The 20,294-nt window shown below is 41.7% G+C and carries 20 protein-coding genes; 18 read left to right on the top strand and 2 right to left on the bottom strand.

Annotation, left to right across the window (positions count from 1 at the left end):
- Positions 1 to 63 precede the first annotated feature (63 nt).
- The 17 genes from M1D52_RS23355 (at position 64) to M1D52_RS23275 (ending at position 16,216) form a co-directional block, all read left to right on the top strand.
- A complete protein-coding gene (locus M1D52_RS23355) occupies positions 64 to 615 on the top strand; it encodes an NADH-quinone oxidoreductase subunit B (protein WP_013664877.1) in 552 nt (183 codons plus the stop codon).
- Positions 608 to 1,111, top strand: coding sequence for an NADH-quinone oxidoreductase subunit C (locus M1D52_RS23350; protein ID WP_013664878.1), 504 nt, complete (start codon positions 608 to 610; stop codon positions 1,109 to 1,111). The genes M1D52_RS23355 and M1D52_RS23350 overlap by 8 nt, the downstream gene beginning before the upstream one ends.
- Positions 1,112 to 1,117: 6 nt before the next feature.
- Positions 1,118 to 2,353: an NADH-quinone oxidoreductase subunit D gene (locus M1D52_RS23345; protein ID WP_013664879.1), complete on the top strand. Its 1,236-nt coding sequence runs from the start codon at positions 1,118 to 1,120 to the stop codon at positions 2,351 to 2,353.
- On the top strand, positions 2,346 to 2,858 hold the full coding sequence (locus M1D52_RS23340) for an NADH-quinone oxidoreductase subunit NuoE family protein (RefSeq protein ID WP_013664880.1): 513 nt from the start codon (positions 2,346 to 2,348) through the stop codon (positions 2,856 to 2,858). Before M1D52_RS23345 ends, M1D52_RS23340 begins: the two co-directional genes overlap by 8 nt.
- A gap of 147 nt (positions 2,859 to 3,005) precedes the next feature.
- On the top strand, positions 3,006 to 4,358 hold the full coding sequence (gene nuoF / locus M1D52_RS23335; protein WP_013664881.1) for an NADH-quinone oxidoreductase subunit NuoF: 1,353 nt from the start codon (positions 3,006 to 3,008) through the stop codon (positions 4,356 to 4,358).
- A gap of 63 nt (positions 4,359 to 4,421) precedes the next feature.
- On the top strand, positions 4,422 to 5,432 hold the full coding sequence (locus tag M1D52_RS23330; RefSeq protein ID WP_013664882.1) for a 2Fe-2S iron-sulfur cluster-binding protein: 1,011 nt from the start codon (positions 4,422 to 4,424) through the stop codon (positions 5,430 to 5,432).
- Between the two features lie 54 nt (positions 5,433 to 5,486).
- Positions 5,487 to 6,524: an NADH-quinone oxidoreductase subunit NuoH gene (nuoH, locus tag M1D52_RS23325; protein WP_013664883.1), complete on the top strand. Its 1,038-nt coding sequence runs from the start codon at positions 5,487 to 5,489 to the stop codon at positions 6,522 to 6,524.
- A gap of 45 nt (positions 6,525 to 6,569) precedes the next feature.
- The gene (locus tag M1D52_RS23320; RefSeq protein ID WP_013664884.1) at positions 6,570 to 7,079 is read left to right on the top strand and encodes a NuoI/complex I 23 kDa subunit family protein; all 510 of its coding nucleotides are present in this window, start codon (positions 6,570 to 6,572) and stop codon (positions 7,077 to 7,079) included.
- 45 nt (positions 7,080 to 7,124) lie between these two features.
- Positions 7,125 to 7,622: an NADH-quinone oxidoreductase subunit J family protein gene (locus M1D52_RS23315; RefSeq protein WP_013664885.1), complete on the top strand. Its 498-nt coding sequence runs from the start codon at positions 7,125 to 7,127 to the stop codon at positions 7,620 to 7,622.
- Positions 7,622 to 7,951 carry an NADH-quinone oxidoreductase subunit NuoK gene (nuoK, locus tag M1D52_RS23310; protein WP_013664886.1) on the top strand — a complete coding sequence of 110 codons (330 nt, stop codon included), beginning with the start codon at positions 7,622 to 7,624 and terminating at the stop codon, positions 7,949 to 7,951. Before M1D52_RS23315 ends, nuoK begins: the two co-directional genes overlap by 1 nt.
- Before the next feature lie 99 nt (positions 7,952 to 8,050).
- Positions 8,051 to 9,964, top strand: a complete 1,914-nt coding sequence (gene nuoL, locus M1D52_RS23305; protein ID WP_437393720.1) for an NADH-quinone oxidoreductase subunit L — start codon at positions 8,051 to 8,053, stop codon at positions 9,962 to 9,964.
- Between the two features lie 22 nt (positions 9,965 to 9,986).
- Positions 9,987 to 11,441, top strand: coding sequence for a complex I subunit 4 family protein (locus M1D52_RS23300; protein WP_437393718.1), 1,455 nt, complete (start codon positions 9,987 to 9,989; stop codon positions 11,439 to 11,441).
- A 54-nt stretch (positions 11,442 to 11,495) separates the two neighbouring features.
- A complete protein-coding gene (locus tag M1D52_RS23295; RefSeq protein WP_437393716.1) occupies positions 11,496 to 12,875 on the top strand; it encodes an NADH-quinone oxidoreductase subunit N in 1,380 nt (459 codons plus the stop codon).
- A 70-nt stretch (positions 12,876 to 12,945) separates the two neighbouring features.
- The gene (locus tag M1D52_RS23290) at positions 12,946 to 13,611 is read left to right on the top strand and encodes a DedA family protein (protein WP_013664890.1); all 666 of its coding nucleotides are present in this window, start codon (positions 12,946 to 12,948) and stop codon (positions 13,609 to 13,611) included.
- Positions 13,612 to 13,627: 16 nt separating this feature from the next.
- Positions 13,628 to 14,170, top strand: coding sequence for an inorganic diphosphatase (locus tag M1D52_RS23285; RefSeq protein WP_013664891.1), 543 nt, complete (start codon positions 13,628 to 13,630; stop codon positions 14,168 to 14,170).
- Positions 14,171 to 14,173: 3 nt separating this feature from the next.
- Positions 14,174 to 15,493, top strand: a complete 1,320-nt coding sequence (locus M1D52_RS23280; protein ID WP_013664892.1) for a hemolysin family protein — start codon at positions 14,174 to 14,176, stop codon at positions 15,491 to 15,493.
- 12 nt (positions 15,494 to 15,505) lie between these two features.
- Positions 15,506 to 16,216 (top strand): 16S rRNA (uracil(1498)-N(3))-methyltransferase, encoded by a 711-nt coding sequence (locus M1D52_RS23275; RefSeq protein WP_377613238.1) that lies wholly within the window; start codon positions 15,506 to 15,508, stop codon positions 16,214 to 16,216.
- A 26-nt stretch (positions 16,217 to 16,242) separates the two neighbouring features.
- Here M1D52_RS23275 and M1D52_RS23270 read toward each other — a convergent pair whose 3' ends face one another.
- Both M1D52_RS23270 and M1D52_RS23265 read right to left on the bottom strand, forming a co-directional pair.
- Positions 16,243 to 17,085: a prephenate dehydrogenase gene (locus tag M1D52_RS23270; protein ID WP_013664894.1), complete on the bottom strand. Its 843-nt coding sequence runs from the start codon at positions 17,083 to 17,085 to the stop codon at positions 16,243 to 16,245.
- Between the two features lie 16 nt (positions 17,086 to 17,101).
- Complete coding sequence (locus tag M1D52_RS23265) at positions 17,102 to 18,262, bottom strand: pyridoxal phosphate-dependent aminotransferase (protein ID WP_377613239.1); 1,161 nt, start codon at positions 18,260 to 18,262, stop codon at positions 17,102 to 17,104.
- A gap of 193 nt (positions 18,263 to 18,455) precedes the next feature.
- On the opposite strand from M1D52_RS23265, the gene M1D52_RS23260 reads away from it, so the two are divergent.
- The gene (locus M1D52_RS23260; protein WP_377613240.1) at positions 18,456 to 20,279 is read left to right on the top strand and encodes an ABC transporter ATP-binding protein; all 1,824 of its coding nucleotides are present in this window, start codon (positions 18,456 to 18,458) and stop codon (positions 20,277 to 20,279) included.
- Positions 20,280 to 20,294 lie beyond the last annotated feature (15 nt).

The raw sequence follows: 20,294 nt of genomic DNA, 5'->3' as shown, positions 1-20,294 counted from the left end.
AAAGCAGTGGCATTTTGTGATGGATAATGCCATGACCAGTTGGCATTTTAATACCTAGGAATTATGAGTGATATAAAATTAGCCCCCCCTCCTCCGGGAGTCACCGGGTCAGGTTTTTTCGCCACTACGCTCGATAAAGCTGTTGGGCTTGCCCGCGCAAACTCTTTATGGCCTTTACCGTTTGCCACCTCTTGCTGTGGAATAGAATTTATGGCTACCATGGGTGCTACCTATGACCTTGCCCGTTTTGGTGCAGAACGGCCGAGCTTTTCTCCGCGCCAATCCGATATGTTGTTAGTAATGGGAACCATAGCAAAGAAAATGGGGCCGGTACTGAAACAGGTCTATATTCAAATGGCTGAACCTCGCTGGGTAATTGCCGTTGGCGCCTGTGCTTCCAGTGGTGGAATATTTGATACCTATTCCGTTTTGCAAGGTATTGATGAAGTGATCCCTGTGGATGTGTATGTCCCTGGATGTCCGCCAAGGCCGGAAGCCATTTTGGACGGCGTTATGCGCCTACAGGATATTGTCAGGAACGAATCGGTTCGCCGAAGAGAGACGGAAGAATATAAAGCGCTTTTGGAAAGTTACGGAATACATAAAAATGACTAAACTAAATAACGAAACGCTTATAGGATACTTAAAGCAGGCATTTGAAAGTGACGTGAACGGGGTGGAAGAACCTTTCGGTTTACTAAGCATAACAACCTCAAAGGAGAAAATTTTAGAGGTACTTGCCTTCTTGAAAACCAATAAAGATTTACAGTTTATTTACCTGACAGATATTACCGCGGTTCACTACCCGGAGCAAGCGCTTAGTATCGCTGTTGTATATCATGTACATAGCTTAGTGCACAATGTCAGGATTCGAATTAAGGTATTTTTGGATGGTACTAAGCCGGAAATACCCTCTGCTACATCTTTATGGAACGGCGCGAACTGGATGGAGCGTGAAACATACGATTTCTTCGGCGTGATATTTCAAGGACATCCCGATTTACGGAGAATCTTGAATGTAGATGAAATGGAGGTCTTTCCCATGCGGAAGGAATATCCGTTGGAAGACCCAAATAGAGTAGATAAAAAAGACTTTTTCTTTGGTAGATAATTCATTATGAGCGAGCTGCGACCGAAAATAACCACTAACCACCTCGTGTTTGAGGATAATGATCCACAGGACGACTTGGTTACCTTGAACCTTGGACCTACACACCCGGCAACACACGGCGTCTTTCAAAACGTGTTGCAAGTGGATGGAGAGCGTATTGTAAGTGGTGTCTCTACCATCGGTTATATTCATCGGGCTTTCGAAAAAATAGCCGAACATCGCCCCTACTATCAAATTACTCCGCTTACCGATCGTCTTAATTATTGCTCTTCTCCCATCAACAATATGGGATGGCATATGACGGTAGAGAAGTTGTTGGGCATAGAGATTCCAAAGCGAGTACAGTATATGCGGGTTATCATCATGGAACTTGCCCGTATAGCAGACCACATCATTTGCAATGGGATATTAGGAGTGGATACCGGCGCGTTCTCCGGCTTTCTGTACGTGATGCAGGAGCGCGAATTTATCTACGAAATATTTGAGGAGATTTGTGGTGCCCGATTGACAACTAATATTGGACGAATTGGAGGTTTCGAGCGCGATTTTAATGAAATAGCCTTTTCCAAAATCAGGCAATTTGTAAAAAGATATCCACCGGTTTTAACGGAATTCGAGGAATTGTTTAACCGAAATAGAATATTTATTGACCGTACGTCAGGTGTAGCGGCTGTGGATCCTGAAACAGCCTTAAGTTATAGCTGGAGTGGCCCCCTCTTGAGGGCAACAGGCATTGATTATGACGTGCGTGCCAACGAGCCATACTCATCCTACGACGAGTTCGATTTTGACATCCCCGTAGGTGAAAATGGGGATGTATACGACCGCTATATGGTACGGAATGAGGAAATGCGACAAAGTATACGGATCATTGAACAGGCATTGGATAAGATTGAAAAGGAACCCAAAGGTATCTTTCATGCCGATGTACCTGAATTCTATCTACCTCCGAAAGAGCAGGTCTATAATAATATGGAAGCGCTCATCTATCACTTCAAAATTGTGATGGGAGAAATTGATACACCAAAAACTGAGGTATATCATGCGGTTGAAGGAGCAAATGGCGAACTGGGTTTTTACCTGATCAGCGATGGAGGGCGATCCCCTTATCGACTGCACTTTAGGCGGCCGTCTTTCATTAATTATCAGATGTACGCGCCTATGAGCAGTGGTATGTTGCTTTCGGACGCTATTATTAATATGAGTAGTTTAAACGTTATAGCAGGAGAATTAGATGCTTAGTGTAAAAAACAACAGCCCTGTGGAAATAAAGGACGACCTCCTTGCAAAGTTTGACGAGATCGTAAAAAGATACCCGGAAGGTAGGCAAAAGTCGGCTTTGCTACCTATACTACATTTAGTGCAAGCCGAGTTCGGGTGGTTAAGTGTAGACGCAATGGATAAAGTTGCAGCCTATTTGCGGATAGAGCCTATAGAGGTATACGAAGTGGCGACCTTTTATACCATGTTTTTCTTACAACCTCAAGGTAAATATGTGTTGGAGGTTTGTCGTACAGGACCTTGCTGTTTGGTGGGTGCCGAACGGATTATGAAACATATCGAAAACCGATTAGGAGTAAAGGAAAATGAAGTAACACCTGACGGCTTATTTAGTTGGAGAGGTATCGAGTGTGTTGCAGCATGCGGTATGGGACCCGTTCTACAAATTGGACCAACTTATACTTATTACGAAAACCTAACGGAAGAAAGTGTTGATCAGTTAATTGAAGAATTAAAGCACAAGTAAGTAAAATGAGGTAAAGGTGTTTGAGGATAGAACAAAAGCGTTGAATGACTGAGCTGTTTTGTATGAAACTAAGCGCTAATCACCGATTACACCAACAACGAATAACTAACAACGAATGACCATACGAATAGCTAAAGACTAAATGCAATGGCGCGGAAATTACTATTAGAGCATATTCAGGTACCTGGAATAAATACATTTGAGGTTTATCGCCAAAAGGGTGGGTATCGGGCGGTTGAAAAGGCTTTGAAAACCCTCAGTCCGGAAGAAGTGGTGGAAGAAGTGAAAAAGTCGGGACTGAGAGGGCGCGGTGGAGCGGGCTTTCCCACAGGAATGAAATGGAGTTTCTTAGCCAAGCCGGAAGGAGTGCCCCGTTATTTGGTATGCAATGCCGACGAATCCGAGCCCGGCACGTTTAAAGATAGGTACTTAATGACTCATATTCCCCATGCGCTAATTGAAGGAATGATCGTTGCTAGCTATGCATTGGGAGCAAACACTTCTTACATCTATGTGAGAGGGGAGATGATGCCTCAAATCCGTATTCTCGAAAGAGCTATTGAAGAGGCTAAAGCCGCAGGATTCTTAGGTACCAACATTTTAGGTACCGGATATAATTTAGAACTGTATGTGCAACCGGGTGGCGGAGCTTACATATGTGGTGAGGAAACAGCGCTCTTGGAATCACTTGAGGGAAAACGAGGAAACCCCCGTATAAAACCTCCATTCCCTGCAGTGGCCGGTTTGTATAACTGTCCTACGGTTGTCAATAATGTCGAGTCAATCGCAGCCACAGTCCCGATATTAAATATGGGTGGAGAGGAATACGCCAAAATAGGTATCGAGCGAAGCACCGGAACTAAATTGATATCAGCCTCCGGCAATATTAATAAACCGGGGGTGTATGAAATCGAACTCGGTCTACCGGTAGAAGAATTTATCTATTCTGATGAATACTGTGGAGGCATCACCAACGGAAAGCGTTTAAAAGCAGTTGTAGCAGGAGGTTCTTCTGTCCCGATTCTTCCCGCTAATTTAATATTAAAAACAGCAAAGGGAGAGAATCGGCTCATGACTTATGAATCGTTGGCTGATGGTGGTTTCGCAACCGGAACAATGCTCGGATCGGGAGGTTTTATCGTCTTCGATGAAGATCAATGCATTGTGCGTAATACCTGGAATTTTGCCCGCTTTTATCATCATGAGAGCTGCGGTCAGTGCTCACCTTGTAGAGAGGGAACAGGTTGGATGGAGAAAGTATTGCACCGGCTCGAATATGGCCATGGCAAAATGAGTGATATCGACCTATTGGTAGATGTCTCGAAAAAAATAGAAGGGAATACAATTTGCCCGCTTGGTGATGCAGCTGCTTGGCCCGTTGCAAGTGCTATTCGTCATTTTAGAGACGAATTTGAGTGGCACGTCATTCATGGAGAAGAGGCACAACATAGAAATTTCGGCTTGGCACATTATGCAGATCCCCTGACGGTGGAAGGGTGAAGGTAAAAGGTGAGGGCTAATGGCTGGTTAACAACTAATAACTAACAGCTAATAACTAAATATATGGCTGATAACGAAAAAATAAAAGTAAGCATTGATGGTATTACCGTTGAAGTAGCACCTGGAACAACCATATTAAATGCCGCACGGCAGATTGGGGGAGAAATTGTACCACCCGCTATGTGTTATTATTCCAAATTACAAGGAAGCGGCGGGAAATGTAGAACCTGTCTGGTAAAAGTAAGTAAAGGCTCAGAGAAGGATCCGAGACCAATGCCTAAATTGGTAGCTTCTTGTCGCACTACGGTGATGGACGGTATGGAGGTTCAAAACATTACCTCCAATGAAGTTTTGGAAGCACGGAAAGGGGTCGTTGAAATGTTGTTGATTAATCATCCATTGGATTGCCCTATCTGCGATCAGGCAGGCGAATGCCACTTGCAGGATCTAGGTTTTGAACACGGTGCTGCAGCTACCCGTTATGAATTTGAGCGAAGAACTTTTGAACGAATAGATATTGGAGATAAGATCCAATTACATATGACGCGATGTATTTTATGTTATCGTTGCGTTTTTGTTGCAGATCAAATAACGGACAAAAGAGTACATGGCATTTTGGGAAGGGGAGATGCCGCTGAAATATCAACGTATATCGAAAAGGCGATCGATAACAATTTTTCAGGAAATGTGATTGATGTCTGCCCGGTAGGGGCTTTGACCGATAAAACTTTCCGGTTTAAAAACAGGGTCTGGTTTACCAAACCGGTAGATGCACACCGGGATTGCCCGGACTGTTCCGGTAAAGTTACCCTGTGGTATAAAGGGGAAGAAGTGCTACGCGTTACAGCCCGAAAGGATGAATACGGCGAAGTTGAGGATTTTATTTGCAATACATGTCGTTTCGATAAAAAACATACTACCGATTGGGTTATAGAAGGTCCTCGAAAGGTAGCCCATACATCCGTTATCTCGGCGAATCATTATGAGACCCTGAAACCCTTACCGGTAGTTAAGGAGAATCCGAAGCTTCAAGAAGCTAACAAACATCAGTTCGAACGGTCAGTCCGGCTTTAATAAAGCTATATAAACAATAATAACACGGTTAATAAACAGATAAATTAAACGTTGATGGAAGCTGCATTTATAATAGAGAAATTGATACTGATCGTAGTCGTGTTTGTATTAACACTCGTTATTGCCATGTATTCAACCTTGGCCGAAAGAAAAGTGGCCGGCTTTATGCAAGACCGCAAGGGGCCGGATCGTGCAGGTCCCTTTGGTATTTTGCAACCTTTAGCGGATGGAGGGAAGTTCTTTTTTAAGGAAGAGATAATTCCGGCCGGCGCACACAAAGGACTCTTTATAGCGGGACCAACTATCGCTATTATAACGGCTTGTATCAGTAGCGCTGTGATACCCTGGGGCCAGTCCCTGCAAATCGGAGAGCGAGTAATAGATTTACAGGTAGCCGATGTAAACGTTGGGATTCTTTACATCTTCGGTGTGATTGCCTTGGGAGTTTATGGTATTATGCTTGGTGGATGGGCTTCCAATAATAAATTCTCTCTAATGGGAGCGATTAGAGCGGCTTCACAAAGCATCAGTTATGAAGTGGCGATGGGGCTTTCCATTATTGCGCTCTTAATGGTCACGCAAACATTATCCTTAAAGGAAATTGTGGCACAGCAAAGCGGTTTTGTAAACTGGAATATATGGGTTCAACCCCTGGGTTTTATTATTTTTGTTACCTGTGCTTTCGCCGAATGTAACCGTGTACCATTTGACCTGCCGGAATGTGAAACAGAATTAGTTGGCGGGTATCACACCGAATATTCATCGATGAAATTGGGACTTTATATGTTCTCGGAATATATCAATATGTTTGTTTCATCGGCCGTGATGTCCGCCCTTTACTTTGGCGGATATAACTTTCCTTTTATGCACGATTTAGGGCTCTCGCAGAACTGGATCACCGTCATTGGCGTACTGGTATTCTTTCTGAAAATATTTGCCTTCATCTTCTTTTTTATGTGGATTCGGTGGACTTTACCTCGTTTCCGTTATGATCAGTTGATGAATCTGGGATGGAAAATTCTGATTCCTTTAGCAATCGCAAACATTGTATTAACAGGTGTAATAACCTTAATAAAGGATACCTATTGGTAAGGAATGCCAGGTATTTAACGAAGCCCTTGCTTAATAATAAAAAAAATGGAACCCTTAAGTAATAGAAAAAAAGTTTTAGAGCAGAAACCGATGAATTTCTGGGAGCGGATGTATCTTCCGGCTATTCTAAAAGGGATGCGTGTTACCATAAGGCATTTCTTTAGAAAAAAAGCCACCGTCTCTTATCCCGAAGTAGAACGCCCTTACTCGAAAAATTATCGTGGAATGCATTCGCTGAAGCGGGATGAAGAAGGAAGAGAAAGGTGTACGGCCTGCGGTCTATGTGCACTTTCTTGTCCGGCTGAAGCAATTACCATGATATCCGCTGAACGAAAAAAAGGAGAGGAACACTTGTATCGTGAGGAGAAATATGCTGCGGTATACGAAATTAATATGCTCCGATGCATTTTTTGTGGCTTGTGCGAGGAGGCTTGTCCAAAAGAGGCGATTTATCTGGATGGTCCGCACGTACCGGCGGATTACTTGCGGAAGGATTTTATTTATGGAAAAGACAAGCTTGTCGAAGAACGATTTGATATCCATTCCCTGAGGTAGATGCTTAACTAAAACGAATACGATAAAACATATAAACTTTAGATTGTGAGCTTATTTTATTTTGTAGCCTTTCTTTCAATATTCTTCTCATTGATGGTGATCATTACCAAAAATCCGGTACATAGCGTACTGTATTTGGTAATCACTTTTTTCACTTTCACTGTGCATTATATTTTGTTGAACGCCCAGTTTTTGGCCGTGGTAAACTTTATAGTCTATATGGGAGCTATCATGGTTCTCTTTCTATTTGTATTGATGCTTTTAAACCTAAACAAGGATACGGAGCCTATGAAATCGGTTTTGGTGAAGGTAATGGGAGCTGTTGCAGGTATGTGCTTGCTCGTGACCGTTGCGGGTTCTATACGAGCGATTGAAGTTTCCGACCCTTTAATCCTTAAGAGCCCTGATATTGGTCTTGTCGGCAATCTCGGTAAAGTGTTATTTAATGAATTTTTATTACCCTTTGAAATTTCGTCATTGCTATTGCTTACAGCGATGGTAGGCGCAGTGTTACTGGCAAAGAAAGAACAAAAAAGTATATAATGGAGACAATCGTTAAAGATTTACAAGGAATACCGCTGAATCATTACATATTATTGAGTAGTATCGTGTTTTCGATTGGCGTAATCGGTGTACTTACTCGCAGAAATGTGATTATCATTATGATGTCCATAGAACTGATGCTCAATGCGGTAAACCTTTTACTGGCAGCTTTTTCGGCATACCACGGCGATGCCTCGGGGCAGGTCTTTGTGTTTTTTGTCATGGCCCTTGCAGCGGCGGAAGTTGCGGTTGGACTGGCCATCATTGTGATGGTATATCGAAATACCCGATCGATTGATATCAATTCGCTCAATAAGTTGAAGTGGTAAGATTTGAAGCTTACAGCCGGGCTGTAATCAATCTAAAATTTAAATCTATTTTGAACAAAATAAGCTACTCGCAAGACGTATAGCTAACATAAACATCGTATGACTGGATTAATTTGGATCGTTCTTTTACCTTTAATAGGGTTCGTATTAAACGGATTAGGCAGAAATAGTCTGTCGAAGCCAATTATCTCGCTTATTGGCTGCGGAACTATTTTGGCCTCCTTTTTATTAAGTTGTAATGTTTTTGGTGCGGTTTATACCGCTCGGCAGGGAGGCGAAGACGCCACCTTTTCCCAAACGATCTTCCACTGGATAAGCGCAGGCAACTTACATATATCATTGTCCTTTTTGGTGGACCCCCTAAGTGCTATTATGTTACTCATCATTACGGGTATCGGCTTCTTGATTCATTTGTATTCAACAGGATATATGAAGCATGATGCAGGTTTTGGTAAATTTTTTGCCTATTTGAATCTTTTCATCTTTTTTATGCTGCTGTTGGTTTTGGGATCCAATTACGTCGTTATGTTTATTGGATGGGAGGGCGTAGGTTTATGTTCGTATTTATTAATCGGATTTTGGTACCAGCGCGTTGACTATGCAAGTGCGGCTAAGAAAGCCTTCGTTATGAATCGAATCGGAGATCTGGGTTTTTTGCTTGCCATATTCCTCTTGTTTTATACCTTCGGTTCGCTTGAATTTAACGATATCTTACCAAAAGCAGCCGGATTCCCGGTAGGCGATTCCTCCTTGTTTTTAATTTCACTCCTACTCTTCATAGCGGCAACGGGTAAGTCTGCTCAAATACCTTTATTTACCTGGTTGCCGGATGCGATGGCTGGCCCAACACCGGTTTCTGCGCTAATACATGCCGCAACCATGGTAACAGCAGGAATTTACCTGATTGCAAGATCGAACATTCTCTTTACTTTATCACCGGCAACCATGGAAATCATAGCAATTGTTGGTTTGCTAACAGCTTTATTGGCGGCATTTATCGCCGTTACCCAAAACGACATAAAAAAGGTACTAGCTTATTCAACCGTTTCACAATTAGGCTATATGTTTTTGGGACTCGGTGTAGGAGCTTTTACCGGAGCGTTTTTTCACGTTATTACCCATGCTTTCTTTAAAGCTTTGTTGTTCTTGGGAGCGGGATCGGTAATCCATGCCATGAGCAATGAGCAGGATATGCGATCAATGGGCGGTTTAAAGAAAAAACTGCCGATAACTTTTGTAACCATGTTGATTGGTACAATTGCTATAGCGGGTATCCCGCCGCTAGCAGGCTTTTTCTCCAAAGACGAGATATTGGCACATGCTTTCGCTCATAATAAAATTTTATGGGTTGGAGGATTTGTAGGAGCCTTGTTCACCGCCTTCTATATGTTTAGAATGCTATTTCTTACCTTCTATGGTAAATTCCGAGGTACCTATGATCAGGAAAGACATCTCCACGAGTCTCCGGTAGTCATGACCTTACCACTCATTATTTTAGCCATACTCTCTTTCGGTGGAGGCTTTTTAAACATACCGGAAGCCTTGGGTGGACATACGGGACTTTCTAATTTTTTGCAGCCCGTTTTTGCAGCCTCTACGTCAAAAAATACAAGCGGTCATCTGTCACATACAACAGAATATATCTTAATGGGGCTGTCTGCCCTTGCGGCGCTCGTAATGGCTGGCTATGCTTACACCAAGTACATAAAGAAAGCCGCTCTGCCTGCAGCCGATCACGAGGATCGCAGTGTATTGGAACGACTTTCATATCACAAGTTTTATATTGACGAGTTTTATGATCGTGTTGTTACCAAACCATTGAATGGATTGTCTAGTCTTTTTTATGCAGTTGATAGAAAGCTCATCGACGGTTTCGTAAATTACATCGGAAATGGCGCATCGCAAGCAGGAACCTTATTGAGGTTACTACAGCAAGGTAATGTGGGCTATTATATTTTTTATATGGTGATCGGCATTATCGCCGTATTGGCTTACGGTTTATTTATAATTTAATCTGATAAGGTAAAGAAAATTCATGGATAACTTAGTTTTACTTCTTCTTGTACCCATAATAGGAGCAGTTCTGTTAGCTTTCATAAAAAACACTAACTTAGCTAAGCCAATAGCACTCATCTGTTCACTTATAGCGCTCGGGATAACCGGTACTTTACTTGGCGCTTTCGTGCCGGACTCCAGTATGCAATTTGAACAGAATATTCCCTGGATCCCGGCACTGGGTATCCACTTTCATGTAGGGATCGATGGCATCAGCATGCCTTTGGTATTACTTACCAACGGGCTCATACCCTTAATTATTCTTAGTACATTTAAACAACAACAACAAAGGGGGGCGTTCTACGCGCTTGTTTTGTTTATGCAAACAGGCCTTTTGCTGGTTTTTACCGCTTTAGATGCCTTTCTTTTTTACGTTGGTTGGGAAATTGCGTTGATTCCGATTTACTTCATATGTGGTTTATGGGGAGGGGAGAATAGAGCGCGTGTTACGCTGAAATTTTTCATTTATACCTTTGCTGGGAGTCTGTTAATGCTCATTGCTATTATCTATCTCTATACCCAGGTCCCCACAGCAAATTATGAATTAAGCTCCTTTTATGAGCTAAAGCTGGATGAAAAGACACAACGCTATATTTTCTGGGCATTTTTCATCGCTTTTGCCATCAAAATGCCTTTGTTTCCTTTTCATACATGGCAACCGGACACTTATGTAGAAGCACCCATGGCAGGAACGATGTTATTGTCAGGCATTATGTTAAAAATGGGCGTTTACGGATTAATTAGATGGTTGTTACCGATAGCGCCGCTCGGTTTCAGTCAGTACGGAACCCTCGTGCTCAGTTTGGCAGTGATCGGCATTGTGTATGCATCTATCATTGCCTTTAAGCAAAGAGACGTAAAACGTTTAATTGCCTATTCTTCCATCGCACACGTCGGACTGATTGCGGCAGGCGTTTTTGTTTGGAACGTTCAGAGCTTGCAAGGCGCCATGATACAGATGATCAATCACGGGATTAGCGTTGTTGGATTATTCTTTGTAATAGAGATTATTGCTCGCCAATTGAAAACGCGGGAGATACAGGACATGGGGGGGCTTGCAAAAAACGCTCCAACACTCGCGCTTGTTTTCCTTGTTATTGTTTTGGGGGCTATCGGTCTACCTTTAACCAATGGATTTATTGGTGAGTTTTTATTGCTTATAGGGCTTTATCAAGCGGGTCTTTGGTGGGCGATATTTGCCGGACTTACTATTATTTTGGGAGCGGTTTATATGTTGCGTATGTACCAGGGTGTAATGCTCGGCGAGACAAATGAAAGAATGACCTACTTTAAAGACATTAGCGGAACGGATCTGCTTTTATTAGGGGTTCTCGTTGTTTTGATAATCGCTATCGGATTGTATCCAAGGCCATTGCTTCACCTCTCCGAAGCCGCCGTGACAAATTTGATAGAACAGGTGAAAACGGTGCACTAAAGAATAGGGAGTAGATTAAAGAACTATATCTGAAAAGAAATTAATAGAATACAAATGAGCGCAATTATTACATTGTCATTATTAGCAATACTCGTTTTATATCTGGGAATATTTAAAGCGCCTAAGGCCTTGTTACCGGTTTCCTTATTCGGGATGTTGGCGGCTTTATTTTTTGAATGGAAACTGTGGTCTGTAGATGCTACACCGCTTTACAGTGGAATGGTCCTATTCGACAAATTTGCATTGGCATTTTCTATGCTCCTTATTGGTATTACGATGTTGATATTTGTGCTGTCCAAAGGTTATTTTGATAGTATTAGCTCGAATATAGCAGAGTATTATGCACTTCTGATTTTTTCTCTTACAGGCGCTTTACTGGTTGTTGCTTTTCACAATCTTTCCATGTTGTTTATTGGAATAGAAATTATGTCTGTAGCGCTCTATATTTTAGCCGGTATAAGAAAAAAGGATCTGGCATCAAACGAAGCTTCACTCAAATACTTTTTGATGGGTGCGTTTTCGACCGGCTTCCTGTTATTTGGTATTGCCTTGGTTTACGGGGCAAGCGCTTCCTTCGACTTAGCTAAAATAAGGGATTATGTAACAAGCAATGGGTCTGCTATTTCCCCTTTGTTTTATGCCGGTATATTATTTTTAATCGTTGGTTTGGCCTTTAAGGTGGGGGCTGCGCCTTTTCATTTCTGGGCACCAGATGTCTATGATGGATCACCGATTCTAATTACCACTTTTATGAGCACCGTGGTGAAAGCGGCCGCATTCGGTGGCTTTTTACGCCTGTTCTCCGTCTGCTTTGAGCCGTTGCAAAGTTTTTGGGCTCCCATTCTACTCATCATTATCGTTCTAACCCTTTTCATAGGGAATATCAGTGCCCTCGTGCAACAAAGCTTTAAACGTATGCTTGCTTATTCGAGTATTTCGCATGCCGGTTATATGTTGTTCGCTATATTAAACATGAATAATCAGGCCAACGGTGCCATGTTGGTATATGCGACGGCTTATTCAATTGCCTCCGTTACCGCTTTCGCCGTATTGATATTGGTTAAACGGAGCGAGGGTGGTGAATATTTCGAATCTTTTAACGGTTTGGGAAAAACAAATCCTTTTCTTGCATTAATACTTACAATAGCCATGCTATCTTTAGCAGGCATCCCATTAACGGCTGGGTTCATTGGCAAATTTCTGATGTTTTCCGAGGCGCTGTCTAATTTACATGTTGCGCTTGTCATCTTGGCAGCCATCAATGCAGCGATTGGTATTTTCTATTATTTCCATGTTATTATTAATATGTATTTCAAGGAGGGGAATGCCGTTCTTATAACAACAGACAACAACTATAAAGTAGTATTATTTATAGCTGCGCTATTAACCTTGCTTATTGGCATTTACCCGGAGTGCTTAAGCAGTTTAATATAATGTCTATTAGGTACGGAGCTAGTAAATTTTTCGTATGTTTGAATTTATAATGGTAGCTTTGTAGCTATATATGCAAGAATTCTGCTTATCTATTTTTCAATACTTTGATGCTGAGACCCTAATCCGGTCGGGAGGCTTCTACCTAATAGTATTCGTAGTTTTTGCTGAAACAGGGCTTTTTTTTGGCTTTTTTCTACCAGGGGATTACCTGCTTTTTCTGGCAGGCCTATTTGTTGCTTCAGGTTTATTAGATGTTTCGATTTTTACCTTGTGTTCAGGAATGATATTTGCTGGCATATTAGGGAATTTTGTAGGCTATTGGTTTGGATGGCGTACCGGACCTATGCTTTTTAAGCGTAAGGATTCGTGGCTTTTTAAACGGAAATATATTGTAATGGCTGAGGAATTCTATAACAAATATGGAGGAGCTGCTTTAATTTTGGGCAGATTTATGCCAATAATACGTACCTTTGCTCCCATATTTGCGGGTATCGTGCGTTTGGATTTTAAAAAATTCGTTCTATATAATATAATAGGAAGTTTTTTGTGGGTGTTAACATTAACCTTAGCAGGGTTTTATTTAGGTAGACAGTTTCCGCAGATTATAGATTATATTGAATATATTGTAATTGGCTTTGTTGCCTTGACAGCATCGCCTATTATTGTCGCAATCATAAAACAGAGTTTTAAAAAGCATCCTGTCAACCAGGATAAAAAAGAAGAAAAAGAGTATTAGTTAAGTTTAGAATTATATGAATAACGCACATCCGTGGCACAATGTATCTCCGGGCGATGATGTCCCTTCTTCCGTAAACGCAATCATAGAAATACCTAAAGGTTCCAAAGCCAAATATGAAATTGATAAAGAAAGCGGTCTGCTAAAGTTGGATCGTGTTTTATTTTCATCGGTAATGTACCCGGCAAACTATGGTTTTATACCCCAAACGTATTGTGATGATAAAGACCCGCTTGATATTCTGGTTATCTGCTCCGTGGATGTAGTTCCTATGTCTATTATCGAAGCTAAAGTCATTGGAGTCATGCACATGGTTGACGGAGGTGAACAGGACGACAAGATTATTGCTGTAGCAAAAAATGATATGTCGGTTAACTATATTAATGACCTTTCCGAGCTTCCTCCACATACGATGAAGGAAATCGTTCGATTCTTTCAGGATTATAAGGCGCTGGAAGGAAAGAATGTTACCATTGAAAAATGGATGGGTAAGTCGTTCGCGTATACTTGCATCCAGGAGAGCTTAGAGCTCTATCAGAAGACGTTCATTAACAAATAGTACATGGGCTTCCAAATTTTTGTCACATTATTTCTGGTAGTGCTCAATGGGTTTTTTGTTGCTGCTGAATTTGCTATTGTAAAGGTTAGACTTTCGCAAATTGAAGTAAAAGCAAAATCCGGTAATAGCGTGGCAAAAGTTGCTAAGCATATAACTCAGCATTTAGATGGTTATTTAGCGGCAACCCAACTTGGAATTACATTGGCATCGCTTGGCCTCGGTTGGGTGGGCGAATCCGTTATGACGGAAATCGTGAACAAGGTGTTTGGTTTGTTTAACGTTGAGTTGACAGGGCAAATTGCTACTAATCTTGGACACGTTTTAGCATTCTCTATTATAACAGTTCTGCACATTGTCTTCGGTGAATTGGCTCCGAAGTCGATAGCAATTCAACGTCCTGTGGGGACAACTATGGCCTTGTCCTTGCCTTTAAGGTTTTTCTATATCATATTTCGCCCGTTCATCTGGATCTTAAATGGATTCGCCAATTTCATTTTACGCCTTTTAGGCTTTGGTGCTCATATGCATGAAGCGCATCACTCTACTGAAGAGCTACAATACCTCTTGGATCAAGGGAAGGAAAGCGGTGCTTTGAATATGATTGAACATGAGTTGATTAAGAACGTCTTCGATTTTAATGAACGGGTTGTAAAGAACATCATGGTACCGAGAACCAAGATCGTCGGTATTGAATTAAGTAGCCCAAAGGAGGAGCTTCTGCAAACCATTATCAGTGAAGGTTACTCAAGAATTCCTGTGTACGATGAAACAATCGATAAGATTGTCGGCATTGTGCATGCCAAAGATATTTTACCTTTAATGGTAAATAATAAAGAATTCGTGCTCAAAACCATTATCAGAAAACCTTATTTTATAGCGGAGAATAAGAAGATAAATGATTTGATGAGCGAATTTCAGTTGAAACGCATTCAAATAGCGATTGTGCTTGATGAATTTGGCGGTACGGCGGGTATGGTTACATTGGAAGATATTGTGGAAGAATTGGTTGGTGAAATTCAGGATGAATATGATGAAGAAAAACCGATTGTTGAAAAGGCTTCGGATACCGAGTATATCGTTGAAGCTGCTGCCAGCGTACATGACGTGAATGAATATTTACCGTATGAGTTGCCTGAAAGCTCAGATTACGATACGCTTTCCGGCCTAGTAATAACCGTTTTCGATAAAATCCCGGATGTTGGAGAGCGAAAAGAATTCCACGGTTATATCTTCACTATTTTAAAGAAGACACAGCAGAACATCGAATATGTAAAGCTGGAGTCGCTACCTCGCGACAGCGAGAACATGGAAGAAGAGGATTGATATTAATTAATAGTGCACCTTTTTTATACACCGGATATTGAGGCTAATGCCATTGAATATGTGCTTAATGAGGATGAAAGTAAACATTGCGCACGTGTATTAAGGCTTGGCATAGGTGATCCCATTGTATTAATTGATGGACGCGGCAGCTTGTTTCGAGTCGAAATTGCCGATGCGCACCCCAAACGCACCAAAGTCCGCATTTTAACTATTGAGCGGAATTATGGGAAACGAAACCACTATTTACATATTGCAGTGGCGCCCACTAAAAACCTGGACCGCTTGGAATGGTTTTTAGAAAAGGCAACGGAAATCGGTATCGATGAGATTACACCGATCATTTGTGAGCATTCTGAACGTAAAGAGCTTAAAATCGAACGCTTGACGAAGGTGGTGACCGCTGCTGTGAAACAGTCGTTAAGCGCCTATCACCCTAAAATTAACGAACCAATCGATTTTCGTCATTTTGCTGAAGAACTGCCGGCAACGCAGCATTTTATAGCACATTGTCTGGAAGCAACTAAAGTGACACTAACCGCTGAAATAAAGCCTCATGGCAGTTATTGTGTTCTTATTGGGCCTGAGGGTGATTTCAGCCCTTCGGAAGTTGAATTCGCTATAAGCAAAGGCTGCCAGGCAATAAGCTTGGGGAACACACGTCTTAGAACGGAAACCGCTGCTTTATATGCCTGTATGGAAATTAATCTCCTGAATAGAAATTGATGCAGCATAGCGGTTGCTTTGCATCATTACTTTAATATCCGCTTGATCTTGTTCGATTTTTTAATCAGCTTATAGAACGATTGGTAATCTTCGGTTTCCAATAGATGTTGCATGTTCTGCAATTGATGAATATGCTCCTCCAAAACATCCATAACGTTTTTTCGATTTTGCCTGAATATGGGTACCCACATATCCGCTGAACTTTTGGCTAAACGTACGGTGGATTCAAACCCCGAACTAGCTAGTTCGAAAATCCTTCCTTGCGACTTCTCTTTCTCTAAGACGGTAAGCGCTAAAGCAAAAGAAGTGATATGCGAAATGTGCGAAACATAAGCGGTGTGTACGTCATGTTCTTTGGCGTTCATGAAAACTGTCTTCATTTCCAACTGGTCTACCACCGCTTCTGCGGTATCAAAAGCGTCTTCATCACTATTGGTAGCATCGCAATAAATCATGGTCTTTCCACTGAATAAGTTGGGAACAGCAGCCTCCGGACCGGAGTATTCTGTCCCTGCCATGGGATGGCAAGCGACAAGTCGCCCACGCTTTTCATGGTTTTCAACCAGCGATAAAAGCTTCTCTTTGGTAGATCCCATATCCATTACCACTTGTTTGGGAGATAGTTGGTCGAGTAGACTTGGCAGTATCTTACAAATCGCATCAACGGGCACCGCTAAAATGAATATATCTGCTTCGGTTATGGCCTCTTCTAATGATTTTCCCTCGTCGATCAGACCCAAACTTAGCGCCTTTTTTATATTTTGCTCATCTTTGTCAATACCAATAACCTTCGAAGCAAATTTTTTCTCTTTGAGCGTAATGGCAATTGATCCACCAATTAACCCTACACCAATAATGGCAATTTTCATTTTATCTGTAAATCGTTTATATTTTTGCTTTGATTCTGTCAATAGCTTCTTGTAGTACTGTTTCCGTGGTGCATAAGCTAACTCTTACATAATGTTGACCCGCACTTCCAAAGATTCCACCGGGAGTTATAAATACCGCCGCTTGTTTCAATACATCATCGCTTAACGCGTAGCCATCTTGATAAGATGCCGGTACGCTTGCCCAAACAAACAAACCTACCTGCGTGTCATCAAAATCGCAGTTCAACGTTCGGAGTAATTCATAGACCTTTTCTCTCCGACCCTGATAAATTTTATTAAGTGACGTATACCAATCCTCATCCAATTCTAAAGCCGCGGCCGCGGCCATTTGCAATGGCAAGAACATACCGGAATCCATGTTGCTTTTAAAACGCATAATCTCATTAATGCGATCTTGATGGCCTACAAGCATTCCGATTCGCCATCCGGCCATATTACTTGATTTACTTAATGAATTTAATTCCAGAGCAACATCCTTAGCCCCGTCTATTGACAGGAGACTACTTGGTTCCTCCGTCAAAATAAAACTGTAGGGATTATCATGACAAAGGAGAATTCGATGTGCTTTGGCGAAAGCGATCAAATCCTTAAAAAAGGTCTTGTCGGCCTTGGCCCCTGTTGGCATATGTGGATAATTAACCCACATCAGCTTCACTTTACTTAAATCTTGTTTGGCCAGTGCCTCTAAATCCGGAAGCCAGGCATTGGCTTCTTGCAAATCATAGTATACACCCTTCGCACCCGTTAATCGAACCGCAGAGCTATAGGTCGGATAACCTGGATTGGGTATCAGGGCTTCATCTCCCTCTTGAAGGTAAGTCATGCAAATATGCATGATTCCCTCTTTCGACCCAATAAGAGGCAATACTTCAGTGTCCGGATTTAATTCTACTTGATAGTACTTATTATACCAAGAGGCAATAGCTGAGCGTAAGGAAGGGGCTCCCTTATAACTTTGATAAGCATGCGTATTGGGTAGCGCGGCATATTTGTTTAATGTTTCGATAACCGTTGGATGGGGCGGTAAATCGGGACTGCCGATTCCCAGATTAATAACGCTCGCTCCTGCTTTATTAAGCTCGTCGATTTCCCGTAATTTTTTGGAGAAATAATATTCTTCTGTATGCTGTAATCTTTTAGCTACCTCTATGAACATCGCATCTGTTTTAAGCGGCCTAATTTACTAAAATAGTTGCGTTATTGACGTCAGAACTTGCTGAACTTTTTTGTTTCCGGAAGTAACGTAAATATCTGCATGTTTTATATGTATGTTGATCAACTTTTTACGTTCTATTACCGGAGTATTTAAGCTTTTTCTTACCTTTGGACTTTTGGTTTAAAAACATTGAATGAAAACCTATCTAAGATTACTGTCTTTTGCAAAACCCATTGAGAAATACGCTATACCCTATATTATCTGTACGCTTATTACTGTCTTCTTCGGAACACTGAATTTAGCCCTTCTTATCCCCTTACTTAATACGCTATTTATTGAAGGGGAAAGGGTGGAGGTTGTGAGCAAACCGGATAACTGGTATAACTTAATTGATCATTTTAATTATTACGCGCAAGAATTGAGTCACCAATTCGGGCCTTACGGAACTTTGCAACGTGTATTAATCGTCATTGTTGCTTCGGTGTTTGTCAGTAATCTGTTTCGCTACTTCGCGCAACGGATTATGGAGAACCTTCGAATCCATACGTTGCTGAATCTCCGAAAAACGGTTTTTGATAACGTAATGGATCTGCACGTCGGATACTTTAATAATCAACGAAAAGGAGATATCATTTCTAAAATTGCTTCTGACGTACAAGTTGTGCAATTTTCAGTGACAGCTACGCTGCAAGTTGTTTTTAAGGAGCCATTGCAATTGCTGTTTTACATCATTTGGCTATTTGCGATTAGTTATAAGCTAACTTTCTTTGCCATTTTGGTTATTCCCGTGTCTGCGTTCATCATCTCTTTAATTGTTAGGCGATTGAAGGAGCAAGCAACGGAGGCGCAGCAGGTATATGGTAGAATGATCAGTTATCTGGATGAGGCTTTATCGGGTGTGAAAATTATTAAGGCTTTTAACGCTACATCCTATGTAAAGGGAAGGTTCCATGATGAAAATGTGTATTATTCCAAATTGGGTAGGAGAATGGCCAGACGGCAACAGCTAGGATCGCCGGTATCGGAGCTGCTGGGGATTTTAATGGTAGCGGCGCTAGTACTTTATGGGGGTAATCTGGTGCTTACGGGGAGTGAGGAATTGGATGCAGCTTCTTTCATCGCCTATATTGCTATGTTCTCCCAAGTGATGCGACCAGCGAAAGCGATTACCGACTCTTTTAGTAATATTCACTCGGGGATTGCAGCAGGCGAACGTGTGTTGGAGTTAATCGATGAGCGACCTGCCATACAAGATGCATCCAATGCAATCGCTATTACTGATTTTAAAGAGGGTATCGCGTTCAAAAATGTAAGCTTTTCGTACCAGGATAAAAAGGTGCTAAACAATATAACTTTTGATATTCCAAAAGGAAAAACAGTTGCCCTGGTTGGCCCTTCCGGTGGCGGAAAATCCACGCTTATGGATTTAGTTCCCCGGTTCCAGGATGTTCAGTCGGGCGAGATTACTTTCGATGGTATAAACATTAAGGATGTTCAAAGCAATTCGTTGCGATCCTTAATGGGGACAGTGAACCAAGAATCGATTTTATTCAATGATACCGTATTTAACAACATCGCATTTGGCGTGCTGGATGCAACGCTGGACCAAGTGATGGCGGCAGCGAAAATTGCGAATGCACATGATTTTATAGAGGCTACTGAAAATGGATATTATACCAATATCGGTGATCGAGGGGTTAAATTATCAGGTGGGCAGAGACAACGAATTTGTATAGCAAGGGCTGTTTTACGCAATCCACCTATCTTGCTTTTGGATGAGGCAACTTCCGCCTTGGATACGGAGTCGGAAAAATTGGTCCAAGATGCTTTAAATAAATTAATGCATAGCCGAACCACCTTGGTGATTGCGCATCGACTCAGCACGATTCAGTCCGCGGACGTTATTATTGTTCTGGAATCCGGTACGATTGTAGAACAGGGTAACCATAACGAGCTGATTGCTCGAAATGGTTTGTACAAACGTTTGGTTGATATGCAGCAGTTTGAAGAAGTATAGATAGCCTTGATCTTT

The organism is Olivibacter sp. SA151, from assembly GCF_054130995.1.
The sequence above is the reverse complement of the archived record's forward strand: the minus strand, read 5'-3'. Positions and strand labels throughout refer to the sequence as shown.